Consider the following 12,495-nt stretch of genomic DNA (forward strand, 5'->3'; position numbering starts at 1 on the left):
TGGTTCGCACTGGAAACTCTGTGAAAAGGTCACTCTGATATTCCTGTGGCGTAAGTACGCAGCGCATTTGTTTTGCTTTTCTTTGAGAAAACAGATGCTAGTGTCCGGGCCCATCCTGATCTGATTGCTCTATTGTGCTATAGAGCGTTTCTATCAAGCGTTGTGTGAAGGGTGATCTTCCTTGGATATTCGGCAGTTACAATACCTCGTTACTCTGGCTCAAGAGCGGCATTTTACGCGTGCCGCTGCGGCTTGTAATGTGACGCAGCCAACGTTGTCAGGCCGAATTCGTCAGTTGGAGATTGAGCTGGGCGTTCCCATTATTGAGCGCGGCAAGAAGTTTCATGGACTGACGGCAGAAGGTGAGCGCATTCTCGTTTGGGCGAAGAAGGTGCTTGCGGACTGCAACAGTTTGCGAAACGAGGTTGCGGGTAAAAGTGCTGAGGTGTTCGGCAAGGTCAATATTGGCGTTATTCCGTCTGCCGATGTTGCGACAGCCTCCCTTGTTCTGGATTTGAAGAAGAGCCATCCGCATGCACATGCGACGATCCAACTGATGAGCCATGATGAAATCCATAAGGCTCTTGAGGATTATCAGATCGATGCGGGCATTACATACACTCAATTCAGCGATGCAAAGAAACACAGCAGTTTCACGCTGTATGAGGAAGACTATCGTCTATTCATGCCAGCAGGGCATCGCCTGCAAGGGGTCGACGCAGTGGAATGGGAGACAGCTGTGAATGCCGGGGCGATGGTGGCGCTTTCGCCGAACCTGCAAAATCGGTTGATGGTAGACAGCACGCTACGGTTTTTAGGTGTTGAGTTGGACCCTGAGATAGAGGCTGAAACGATCCCATCGCTTGGCGGGTTTATCCGTGCGGGGTATTGCGCGATCTTGCCGGAGTTTTCTGCTTTGTCGCTTGGGGCAGGGATTGTTTCCGTACCCCTGATTAAGCCAGTTGTTTCGCACAGCATTGGTATGGTGATGACAAAGCGTGAGTTGGAGCCTGCGATTATCACATCCCTGGCAGATTGCGCCGCTCAGTATAAGAAGCCGCTGATACCAGAGCAGGCTGATTAGCAAAGTAGCATTGCTTTAGAGCCCGTTGTGTTCATTTACATTCACACGACAAGAATTCGCTCTAGAGCTGCTCATAAAAAAAGCCCGCGATGATCGCGGGCTTAGTTGTTTGGGTTTGCGTTTTATTCAGCTGGCATTGGTGCAGATGTTTGTTTGCCAGATGCCTCCGGTTTTGTTGTTACTGCTTCCCCTTCGCCCAGTGCGTCCTCAGCCATGTGATACTTGGGGTGGACTGGCTTCATGAGAAGGTTGGAGACGAGTGCCGCGACGAGCAAACCAGCCATCACATACATTGTGGTGTTGTAGAGGCTCGGAGTTGGATCAACTGTACCTTCCGGAGCCACTTCCATCAGTCTTGAGACAGAGATGGACTTTGCTGCGATGAGCTCGGCCAGTTTCTCTTTGCCTTCACCGAAAGTCTGGAGGAATACGGCTGGATCAACCTTTTCTGCAAGCTCATGGATTTTGGTGTTTACAGACCGTTCGCGCAGGAATGTGATGAGGAACGGACCAGCTACACCTGCTGCAGACCATGCGGTGAGCAGGCGACCATGGATACCGCCGACGAACTTTGTGCCGAAGATATCTGCCAGATAGGCGGGGATTGTAGCGAAGCCACCGCCATACATGGTGAAGATGGTCATGGTGGCTGCGTAGAACATCACCAGCCACATCACGGAGGGGCTAGCACCTGCTTCAGCTGCGATGAGCGGAATGGAGAGGTATAGGAAAGAGCCCAGCACGAAGAAGACGGTGTAGGTGTTCTTGCGGCCAATATAGTCAGAAAGAGTAGACCAACCGAGGCGACCCATAGCGTTGAAGACGGAGATCATCAAAACGTAGGTTGCGGTGAAGGCTCCGTCTACGATGGTTGGCATGCCGTTGCCGAAGATCTCATAGATCATGGTTTTGGAAACGGAGATCACGCCAATCCCAGCTGTCACGTTAAAGCAGAGCACGATCCAAAGCTGGTAAAACTGTGGTGTCCGCAGTGCTGTATCAATATGCACATGGTTGCGAGTGATAAGACCTTGTTTTGCAGGGTCTTCCTGTGGTGGCTCCCAACCTTCCGGTTTCCAGCCTGGTGCAGGAATGCGGTAGGCGAAGGAAGCGAGGATCATCACGAAGAAGTAGACAATACCCAATGTGAGGAAGGTAGATGCTGCGCCAGTGTTGCCTGTGCCAGCGAGATATACGCCTGCTTGGGCACCGTCAAAGGCTGCTTCTGCTTGTGATGCACTGACGACAATGGCTTCCAGCTTCTGGCCTGCAACCTGCACGTAGCGTACACCGTTTTCTACGGTTGTTTGTACGTCTGCGAGAGGGCCGAGATAGTCAGGTGCTTTGGCATAGAGGCCCAGAAGCCAGCTTTTCAGCGGAACTGCGATGATTGCGCCGCCGCCAAAGCCCATGATGGCCATGCCGGTTGCCAGACCGCGGCGGTCAGGATACCAGCGGATCAGGGTGGAGACGGGTGAAACATACCCAAGGCCCAAGCCACAGCCGCCGATGACGCCATACCCCAGATACAGTAGCCAGAGCTGGTGGGTCATGATGCCAATTGAGCCGATGATATAACCACCACCCCAGCAGAAGGCGGCTGTAGTGCCAACGCAGCGTGGGCCAACTTTCTCAAGCCATTTGCCTGCAACAGCGGCAGACAGGCCAAGAAATAGAATTGCGACTGAGAAGATCCAGACCACAGAGCTGAGAGACCAATCTTCAGCTGCTGGTGCTATGCCGCCGATTTCTCTGACAAGTGCTGGATTGTAGATACTCCATGCATAGGCAGAACCGATGCACAGGTGAATTGCAATGGAAGCCGGTGGAACGAGCCAACGATTGAAGCCCGGCTTGGCTACGATCGCGTCTTTCAGCATAAAGCTTGGTATTTTAAACATCAGCAAACCCCTAGAGCAATCAAAGCAGTTTGCATTGTCTCGCCCGGCAAACCGCCTTGATCTTTTGTTGCGACTACATCCTGTTTTCCGAAAATCGAGCCCCATTTCGGGAATGCGCCTAGGAGGCAGGCGAGAGGGAGGAAGCCTGCATCCATACGTTGAGTCTGCATCTAACACATGGTTAGTTGAAATCGCCAGAGTCTATCACGTTATAGATGTAATCTATTACAGTGTGAGTTTGTGGAGGATAGAGCAAAGCCGAAAGCAGAAAGTGGTGCGGTGAAAAATTTTGCACGCTCTGATTTATTTTGAAATATCAGAGGAGTAGGGCTGCTTGGTGCCTATGAATATGCCAGATGAAGGTGAGGTTGTCATCCGTACTGTGCGTTACTGACGCCAGGTTTTACGCAGGTGCGTATTGTCGCAGTGCCTAAGGAAACGAAAAAAGCGCACCGCTGGGCGATGCGCTTTTAAGATTTGGTTTGGTTCAGCTTACAGGAGAGCTGGAATACCTGGGAGCATGCCAACTGCAGCCATTGCCAGAGTACAGATGATCACTGCACCTGCTGGGATGATGATGCGGTCTGCAAAGCTCAGACGTTCTGCGCGTTCCTTGTCGCCAATGAGACCATTGTTGTCGAGGAACATGGTGATTGCCCATGCCAGAACTGGGTTGGTTACGATTGCTGCGAAGATACAGATACCAGCGGAGTTGGTGTCGTTGCTGGATTTCACCATCTGCAGGCCTGCTTCCAGAAGTGGAAGGAACACACCAACCAGAAGAGCACAGGACATCACTGGCTGCCATACTGCTACGTCCATTGGGTAGCCGATGGTTGCGATAACGATGCATAGTGCGCCGAGCAGGATTGCGCCTGCAGGGATAGGACGCTTCGCGATTGCTGCCGGGATCATGTAGGTGCCCCAGGAGGAGGTGATGTTACCACCGCCGAAGAATGTGCCGGTGAACTGACGCAGGGAGCAGCAGGTCATGGTGTCATCAACGTCCATCAGAACTTTATCTGTGTTCTTAGGGTAGTTGAGTTCCTGGAAGATCCGGTGACCGAGGAAGTCCGGTGACCACATTGCGACTGCCAGAATTGCCCAAGGCAGAGATGCAACGAAGTGGTTGAAGCTAGGGATGCCAAGCTGCCAGCCGGTCTCGGTAGATCCCCACCAGTACCATGGGTTCATGTTTGGCAGGCCAGGAGCTGTGGTGAACTGAAGGTCAACACCTGCGCCGAGTGCGAGCGCCAGAACAACCGCGATGACGGAGCAAGCTGGAATTGCGAGCCAACGCTTACCGACCTTTGCGAGGAAGGCGTAGAGCACGATGTTGACGGCAAAGATCGCCAGAGCGACGTAAGAGAGGCTGTAAGCAAGGTCATGCTTCGCCTGCAGGCCGCCAGCCCAGCTGAAGAGGGATGTGATTTGCCCCTTTGCCCCCATGAAGCCAAGGAACACGAGCAAACCGCCAGCAACACCCTGACTGGTTAGGTTCACCAAACGAGAGCCGCCTTTAAAGTAACTGAGGAGGAGGCCGAAGGCACAGACGAGTGCTGCCAGTGCCAGAGGGTGCGCGCCTGCAAGAGCGATGGAGCCAATGAGTGGGATCATTGGACCGTGGTTGCCTGCAAGGTTTGCACGTGGGTTGAGGAAACCAGAGCCGATGATGCAGAAGAGCAGGGCCGGGATGAGCATCTCAACGCGGACTACCTCAATGATCCACTCAGCACCAAGATTGACGTGTGGCCATTTTGCTGTGAGGCCGGTTGCCCATGCTGTCATAACCGCAGAGTACATCACGGAGATGCCGATTGTGCCTGCAATTGCGGGAACAAAATCTTCCATTTCAAAACGGAAGTCGCGGCCCGGCAGGTTGAGACCCCAACGGCGTGGTTTCATGATCTGGAGTTCGTGGTCCAGATAATCAGACCGTTGTTCGAACTCGCTCGCAGGCTTGTGTGCCTCGCTATAGGATTCTTCGTGTTTGTCTGTCTGCTGAAGCATAACAGCCATTCTCCATAAAACTGACGGAGGAAAGGAGAGTGTGGCTTCACGGTGCTTGCTTTGTGAGCGAAGCTGATGAAGGCATCTCACGTCATGGCCTTGATTTCTGGTTTGCTGGGAGGAGTTGGAACCGTCAGGATTTTCGGGTTTTGAGTTGCAGCTTAATGGGAGGTGTTAAAGTGCAACTGCGTCAGCGGCTTCAAACTCGCTGTACCTTTCCTTCCGGGTTCCAGGGTCTTTTCAAGAGACCGTGCAAACCACAAATTCAGACCATGAATACCCTTCCCCTGTTCTTCAGTTCCGAAAGGCCCCTACCTGAAATGACGTAGGGAAGCTTACGGTGTTCAGCGAGAACTTGCAGAAGGATGCAGCTTAAATAAAATCGTATGAGTCTATCGCGTCATTGATGAAATCTATAAGACGAAAAACTGCGACAATATGAGCTATCTAATTGATTTTGTTGAATTGCCTTGTTTTTAGGTGCTGTGAAATTTCAGGCTGCAATATCTTATTTAAAACAACAGTATAGTGAAATTAATTCACTTTGAGCGGGTGTTAAGGCTAATGAAAAACGTGATCTGAAGATTACATCCTGTCGCGGTAGAATGACTTATAGGTAGTATTGTCGCAGCGCTGTGGGAACTTGTAATACAAGTGTTTTTCCGAGTTTAAATTGGACTTTGCTGACACCAAGTTGGCTCCACGCCCGGTAAAATTGTACCTCGATGGCTATGCACTTTGCCGGGGTGAGAGCATTCCGGATAAGAAAAAACTTGGCTGCCCCCTACTTTTGGCGTAGATAGGCGATCCATCCTGTCGGACTTATCTACGGGCTCGTTATGAGCCTTCAAATTTTCACTTCCCAGTAACCTCAAAAATCATCGAACCGATTTGTTGTGTCTGTTTGCTGAGAAGTTTAACCGAGTTTCTGTAGGATTTGAGATTAAAGCGTGTTGGTGCGCTCGCCCGAGGCGAAGCCCATCTTGAAATGAGAGATATTATGGCACTGGTGGGTCCCGTATTACGGGTGCTTGGATATTTTCTGGTTGGGCTGGCTATTTTGATGCTGGCACCTGCATTGCTGGACATTTACTTCAGCAATCCAGACTGGATTGCATTTGCACTCTCTTCTCTGTTTGTTGGCTTACTTGGCCTGCTGCTTGCTGTTTCTACGGCCAATTACAAACTTGAGCATCTCACCATTCGACAGGCGTTTTTGCTGACCACAGCATCGTGGATTGTGATGCCAGTCTGCGGCGCTCTGCCCTTTCTCAGCCTTGGGATCGGCTTTGAGAACGCTTTTTTTGAGAGCGTCTCGGGGTTTACGACAACTGGATCCACGGTCCTGATTGGTCTGGATGGTATGCCTCCTGGTTTGTTGTTCTGGCGTTCCTTGACCCAGTGGATCGGCGGTGTTGGCATCATCGTTATGGCGATCTTGCTCATGCCTTTGCTGCGTATTGGCGGGATGCAGCTGTTTCGGACAGAAAGTTCTGACCGCGGAGAGAAGATTGTTGCCCGTGCGACTGATCTGACGCGCCTGATTGGTGGCGTCTACATCATGCTGACGCTGACCTGCACAATCCTTTATGTGTTTTCTGGCATGACGTTGTTTGATGCGGTGAACCATGCAATGACGACGTTATCCTCTGGCGGTTTTTCTACTCACGATGCGTCCTTTGCATATTTTGAGAGCACTGCTGCGGAATGGGTGGCTGTGGTCTTTATGCTGGCCTCAGGACTGCCGTTTGTTGTGTTAATCAAATCCTTGACCAAGAATCCGAAAGCACTTCTGCAGGATCCTCAGGCACGAGTCTTTATTTTTGTTATCATTGTCCTCTCCAGTTTGACTGCTCTGTATCTTGGCATTGAAAATAAGTTCACGTTTGGCCGTGCCGTGGTTGAAGCGCTGTTTGTGGTGATTTCAATCATCACCACAACGGGCTATGGACTTGGTGATTACACGGCGTGGGGCCCGCCGATGATGGGCTTCTTCCTGATGCTGACGTTTATTGGTGGCTGTACAGGTTCGACCAGTGGTGGCATCAAGATTTTCCGGTTTATCGTGTTCTTTGGCACTGTTCGTGCGTACATGAATAAGATGATCCGGCCTGATCAGGTGGTTCCTGTCCGGTATGGCGATACAAAGATCACGCCTGAACTGGCGTTCTCGGTTCTTGCGTTTTTAGTGGTCTATATGGCCACTGTGGGGTTGATTACCGTCATTCTTGGTGGACTGGGACTGGATCTGGTGACGGCTATGAGTGCAGCTACGACTGCGGTTTCTAATGTCGGTCCGGGACTTGGTGATGTGGTTGGCCCCGTTGGAAACTTTGCTGACATCCCCAACAGTGCGAAAATTGTACTTTCTGCGGCAATGTTGCTGGGGAGATTGGAACTCTTTACGGTGCTGGTGCTGTTTAATCCTCAATTCTGGCGTTGACGCTACGTCCCTGAAAGACTAGGGATTCCGTGCATTGAGCATGTTTGGGCTATCCGGTTTCATTCTTGTTGTGTGAATAGGTAGTTGCCCGATTAATTCAATTGCCAGATATCACTAAGTGGCCTAAAACCAATGCTTCATAAATGTTTGAGAGCATACCGTTCCAATCTCGTCCGTTAAGGGACAACATGTGACTAGCGGGCGGGTTAAATTGGATTTTATATCGGCGGATTGATGTTGGTTTCCATACGACCGGTTTTAAGTGTGCTTGGGTACCTTTATGTCGGCCTCGCTGCTGCCATGCTTGTCCCTGCATTTGTGGATGTTGTGTCGCGTAATGCTGACTGGCAAGCCTTTATTATTTCATCGTTAATTACCGGTCTGGTTGGCATGTTGCTAATCGTGGCCATGGGTGGTGCGCTGCGTGATGGGCTGGACACACGCCAGACCTTTATCCTGACAACTCTATGCTGGGTCTCGTTGCCTGCATTTGGGGCTCTGCCGTTTTTGTGGCTGGGTATTGCGTATGTTGATGCTGCGTTTGAGGCCGTGTCGGGATTCACCACCACCGGCTCTACTGTGCTGACGGGTCTTGATTCACTTCCGCCGGGGCTGCTTGTTTGGCGTTCGCTGATGCAATGGATGGGCGGTGTTGGGATCGTCGTTATGGCGATCGTGCTTTTGCCGTTCCTGCGCATTGGTGGAATGCAGCTGTTTCAGACAGAAAGCTCCGACCAGAGCGAGAAGATTGTTAGCCGTTCCATCGAGTTGATCCGCCTGATCAGTTTGACGTACCTGTTTCTGACCAGCCTTTGCATCGTGCTTTACTGGTTCTCTGGCATGACGATGTTTGATGCGTTCAACCATGGTCTCACGACAATTGCGACAGGTGGTTATTCCACGCATGATAATTCCTTCGGGTATTTTACCAATCCGGTGACGGGCTGGATTGCGGTCGTCTTCATGATTGTGGGAGCGCTGCCATTTGTGCTTATCATTCAGGCGTTGCGCGGGCAGCCGTTGTTGCTTTGGCGTGATCCGCAGGTACGGGCATTTTTGTGGCTGGTTGGTCTGATCTCTCTTGCTCTGACGATTTATCTCGGTACTTCTGGCAATGCTGATAGTTTTGGCAGTGCGATCCTGCAGTCTGCGTTTAACGTGATTTCTGTGGTGACGGGCACTGGCTACGCCATGGGGGATTACACCTCCTGGGGCGCTCCGGTGATTGGACTTGCGTTTCTGCTCAAGTTTGTTGGTGGCTGTACAGGCTCGACAACGGGCGGCATCAAGGTCTTCCGGTTTCTTGTGTTCTTCGGAACCGTGATTGCGCATATGCGGCGGATGGTGCGGCCTAACCGCGTGATCTCTGTGAGCTATGGTAACACGCACCTGACACCAGAACTGACGTTCTCCGTTCTTGCGTTCCTTGTGGTCTACATCGGTACTGTTGGCATTCTGACGCTGATCCTTTCTCTGTTCCATCTGGATCTGGTGACTGCTGTGTCTGCGGCTGCGACATCCGTTGGTAACGTTGGCCCGGGCCTTGGCACCATGATCGGGCCATCTGGCAACTTTGCGGCGCTGCCTGATCCGGTGAAATGGATCTTGTGCGCCGCGATGTTGCTGGGGCGTCTGGAACTGTTCACGGTTCTTATTCTTCTGGATCCTGATTTCTGGTCCAAATAATCTTCAGTCTTCATTTTGGCGCGTATTCTTGTCCGAAAACCGGAGCCACTTTTCGGGAATACGCTGAATAATTTGGAAGGTCGCTATGCGATTTGATGTGCCGCTGGTCACTGGCCGGCTGATTAAGCGTTACAAACGGTTTCTGGCTGATGTGGCCCTCGATGATGGCGGTGCTGAAATCACAGCGCACTGCGCCAACTCGGGCTCCATGATGGGTTTGAAAGATCCGGGCATTAAGGTCTGGCTGACGCCTAATGATGATCCAAAGCGCAAGTTGAAATACTCCTGGGAAATGCTCGAGATTGACGGTGCGATGGTGGGCATCAATACCAGCCGTCCGAATGGCCTGGTCGAAGAGGCGATTGAAGCAGGGCGTATTCCTGAGCTTGTCGGTTATGAGAAGCTGCGCCGTGAAGTGAAGTACGGCAAGAACTCTCGTATCGATATTCTGCTGGAAGGTGAGGGCGACAAGCGCACCTATGTTGAGGTGAAGAACGTTACGCTGGCCCGCGAAAATGGTGTCGCAGAGTTTCCTGATGCTGTTACCGTGCGTGGGGCAAAGCATCTGGATGAGCTTGCTGATATGGTCCGGGAAGGCCATCGTTCTGCTATGGTGTTTCTGATCCAGCGTGATGATTGCGATGCGCTTGTTCTGGCACGTGATATTGACCCGAAATATGGTGAGGCTTTTGATGCAGCTGTAAAGGCAGGTGTTGAAGTCTACGCGATTGGGTGCCGGCTGGATACTGATGAGATCATAGCTGATCGGGTCATCGAGGTGCGGTGTTGAGGGAGTAGCTCATAGAGTTCGATTACTTCTGGTGAGAATATGTCATTTTATCCAAGAAGCTTCGCAGCTTTGGTATCAATTTTCGTATGGGTCATTATCTTTTGCGTTTGGATGAGTGGTCTCCAAGATAGCTGGCTTTGGGCGTATGGTTTTATATTTATTCTAGCCTCGATACCATTCCTTTCATTTTGGGGCAGTAGCGGGACGGTTGGTTGGTGGCGAGCCTTTAGAGGCTCGATCGGATCTTTTGTTTTAGCTGTGTTGTTGTTTTGGGCGCTCACCATAGTAAATGATCCTGCAATTAGGCAGGAGGGCCTATCTTTGCACTTTGCAAGTCATGTCAGGTCTCTTGTCGGCATGTTCGTGTTCAGTGTTTTCGGTGTTCTTGTTTTTTCTCCAGCTTTTATGTTTGTGTTCTGGGTCACTCAGAAGGTTTCAATATTTGTCGGTAATCGATGGCCTTCATGGGCAGCAAGCTTCAAAGCAATCAAAAGCTTTCCTTGGATCTAAGCAATCGCTCGAGATTAGTGCGTGCAAGCACTGAAAGCACCGCATGGCACCCCATGCAGCGTTGAACTGAAGTTCCCGGAAGTCGGGATGAGCAAGGCGGCAGGCAACGCCTGCGCTACTTGTTAGAAATGAGTCTTTGGCATTGGCTACGCACCTTGCCCGGGCATTTTGATATGGACAACATCGCCTCTTATCCTGAAAGACACGATAGCCAGTTTCCTGGAAAGACAACGGCTTTGCTTTGGCAAGTTTCCCGGCCTAAACAGGTCCTCTGTCCCTGACATTTATTGCTCTGGCCAGTAAATGTCACTGCGTGATGCCCCTCAAGCTTGGGCCCTTCCTCTCAGACCATGCAGTCACGTCTGAAAATCGGTTCCACCGGACCTTTGAAAGATGCGTTACCTCTCTCAAAAGCCCCACCCAGCCCACGACACGCTGACGGACGGTCCGCCAGCTGCCCGTCACGTGGGCATGAAGTTAGTATGGAGGCACATTTGAGCAAGGGGGATAAGTTTGTCTAAGATAGCCGCTAGTTCGATGTTATTCATCGCTTCGTCTCGTGCTGCCAAAATGCATTCGTGAAGGTTGGATCATTACCGGCTTATGAACGGAAAAAGCCCCGGCGGTGAGGCCGAGGCTTTTGAAACTCTTATGCAGAATTCCGGTGGGCTGATTAGCCTGCGGTATCTTTAGAGATTGGCGGCTGGAACTGCATGCCCAGATCCCATGGGAAGTACACCCAGGTATCCTGAGAAACTTCAGTCACAATGGTATCAGCCAGATCGCGACCCATTGGCTTGGCGTAGACGGTTGCAAAGTGTGCTTTTGGCAGCATTTCGCGAACAACTTTTGCAGTCTTACCGGTGTCGACCAGATCGTCGATGATGAGAATGCCTTCACCGCCTTCAGAGCCGACCACTTTCGGGTCGATTGGCTTGATGACCTTCAACTCGCCCTGATCGTCATAGTCGTGGTAAGATGCAATGCAAACTGTTTCGATGGTGCGAACACCCAATTCGCGCGCAATAATGCCAGCTGGAACAAGACCACCACGTGTGATGGCTACAATCGCTGTAAATTCGCCTTTGTCGGCGAGGCGCCAAGAGAGGGCACGGCAATCGCGGTGGAATTGGTCCCAAGAGACCGGGAATGCTTTGGATTGCTGCTGATTATCCATGTGTCTTCTTTCAAAGAAATTTTGTCTTTGCAGCTTCTACGGCTGCTCGGACGGCTTCACTGGCCTGTTCCAGTACATCATTTGACCTAGATCGCACAACAACCTGTGTGGAAAATACTCCATCTTTTGACTGCGGATAGGAGCCAATTGAGGTTTCGGGGAAGTTTTTCTGGATTTCCCCTAGGTCTGCGGCAATGCGACTCTCAGGAAGAGTGGCCTCAATAGTCACTGACAGCATCTTTTGACTGGTTTCCAGTGTTGGTGCGATGGCATCGACCATGGATTGCATGATGGCCGGTACACCTGCCATGACGTGCACGTTTTCCATTCTGAAGCCGGGTGCGATGGACACCTTGTTTTCAATCAGGTCGGCGCCATCAGGCAGGCGGGCCATGCGCTTGCGGGCAGGGGTAAAGTTCTCAGCGCCGTAGTGATCTTCCAGAAGCTTGTAAGCGCGTGGGTCCAGATCAATTGAGACACCGAAAGCTTTCGCGATGGCATCTGCTGTGATGTCATCATGTGTCGGGCCGATTCCGCCGGATGTGAACACGTAGGTGTATTCTGCGCGTAGAGCGTTGACGGCTTCGACGATCTTTTCTTCTACGTCAGGCACGACACGCACTTCAGACAGGTCGATGCCGATATCCGTGAGATAGCTTGCCAGAAAGCCGATGTTTTTATCTTTGGTGCGGCCAGACAGGATTTCATCGCCAATAACGACATATCCCGCTGTGATGATCTTATTGGTCATGGCTTTCTGTATTCCTGAAATATGGGTGGCTTTAACGGCCAGAGCGTGTCGCGTTCATCTGCATTCACGCGCCAAGCTATAGCTGCTTATTCTTATGCGCATTCTTACCCGAAAACCGGACCCACTTTTCGGGAACATGTATC

General features: G+C 51.4%; 9 protein-coding genes. 5 read left to right on the forward strand and 4 right to left on the reverse strand.

The features are described from left to right. Window positions 1-181 precede the first annotated feature (181 nt). A complete protein-coding gene (locus DHN43_RS08315; RefSeq protein ID WP_108818290.1) occupies window positions 182-1,084 on the forward strand; it encodes a LysR family transcriptional regulator in 903 nt (300 codons plus the stop codon). 122 nt (window positions 1,085-1,206) lie between these two features. Here DHN43_RS08315 and DHN43_RS08320 read toward each other — a convergent pair whose 3' ends face one another. Together DHN43_RS08320 and DHN43_RS08325 are read right to left on the reverse strand one after the other, a co-directional pair. Next, window positions 1,207-2,985 (reverse strand): OFA family MFS transporter, encoded by a 1,779-nt coding sequence (locus DHN43_RS08320; RefSeq protein WP_108818291.1) that lies wholly within the window; start codon window positions 2,983-2,985, stop codon window positions 1,207-1,209. 492 nt (window positions 2,986-3,477) lie between these two features. Continuing rightward, on the reverse strand, window positions 3,478-4,995 hold the full coding sequence (locus tag DHN43_RS08325) for a DUF3360 family protein (RefSeq protein WP_208980702.1): 1,518 nt from the start codon (window positions 4,993-4,995) through the stop codon (window positions 3,478-3,480). 1,027 nt (window positions 4,996-6,022) lie between these two features. On the opposite strand from DHN43_RS08325, the gene DHN43_RS08330 reads away from it, so the two are divergent. The 4 genes from DHN43_RS08330 (at window position 6,023) to DHN43_RS27025 (ending at window position 10,424) form a co-directional block, all read left to right on the forward strand. After that, window positions 6,023-7,438: a TrkH family potassium uptake protein gene (locus DHN43_RS08330; protein ID WP_082830723.1), complete on the forward strand. Its 1,416-nt coding sequence runs from the start codon at window positions 6,023-6,025 to the stop codon at window positions 7,436-7,438. Between the two features lie 234 nt (window positions 7,439-7,672). Further along, the gene (locus DHN43_RS08335; protein ID WP_063307918.1) at window positions 7,673-9,124 is read left to right on the forward strand and encodes a TrkH family potassium uptake protein; all 1,452 of its coding nucleotides are present in this window, start codon (window positions 7,673-7,675) and stop codon (window positions 9,122-9,124) included. 85 nt (window positions 9,125-9,209) lie between these two features. Then, window positions 9,210-9,914: a DNA/RNA nuclease SfsA gene (sfsA, locus tag DHN43_RS08340; protein WP_108818292.1), complete on the forward strand. Its 705-nt coding sequence runs from the start codon at window positions 9,210-9,212 to the stop codon at window positions 9,912-9,914. Window positions 9,915-9,953: 39 nt separating this feature from the next. Next, entirely contained in the window at window positions 9,954-10,424 is a 471-nt protein-coding gene (locus DHN43_RS27025; RefSeq protein WP_159096788.1) for a hypothetical protein, read from the forward strand. A 673-nt stretch (window positions 10,425-11,097) separates the two neighbouring features. Here the strand turns inward: DHN43_RS27025 and gpt are convergent. Both gpt and DHN43_RS08355 read right to left on the reverse strand, forming a co-directional pair. Continuing rightward, complete coding sequence (gene gpt / locus DHN43_RS08350) at window positions 11,098-11,601, reverse strand: xanthine phosphoribosyltransferase (protein ID WP_057462537.1); 504 nt, start codon at window positions 11,599-11,601, stop codon at window positions 11,098-11,100. 10 nt (window positions 11,602-11,611) lie between these two features. After that, complete coding sequence (locus tag DHN43_RS08355; RefSeq protein WP_108818293.1) at window positions 11,612-12,352, reverse strand: competence/damage-inducible protein A; 741 nt, start codon at window positions 12,350-12,352, stop codon at window positions 11,612-11,614. Window positions 12,353-12,495 lie beyond the last annotated feature (143 nt).

It is taken from the genome of Pseudovibrio sp. Alg231-02 (assembly GCF_900143565.1).
Lineage (GTDB): Bacteria > Pseudomonadota > Alphaproteobacteria > Rhizobiales > Stappiaceae > Pseudovibrio.

Coding starts and splice junctions, on each gene's coding strand:
- DHN43_RS08320 (WP_108818291.1), bottom strand. CDS start 2,985: ATGTTTAAAATACCAAGCTTTATGCTGAAAGACGCGATCGTAGCCAAG.
- DHN43_RS08325 (WP_208980702.1), bottom strand. CDS start 4,995: ATGCTTCAGCAGACAGACAAACACGAAGAATCCTATAGCGAGGCACAC.
- DHN43_RS08335 (WP_063307918.1), top strand. CDS start 7,673: ATGTTGGTTTCCATACGACCGGTTTTAAGTGTGCTTGGGTACCTTTAT.
- sfsA (WP_108818292.1), top strand. CDS start 9,210: ATGCGATTTGATGTGCCGCTGGTCACTGGCCGGCTGATTAAGCGTTAC.
- DHN43_RS27025 (WP_159096788.1), top strand. CDS start 9,954: ATGTCATTTTATCCAAGAAGCTTCGCAGCTTTGGTATCAATTTTCGTA.
- gpt (WP_057462537.1), bottom strand. CDS start 11,601: ATGGATAATCAGCAGCAATCCAAAGCATTCCCGGTCTCTTGGGACCAA.
- DHN43_RS08355 (WP_108818293.1), bottom strand. CDS start 12,352: ATGACCAATAAGATCATCACAGCGGGATATGTCGTTATTGGCGATGAA.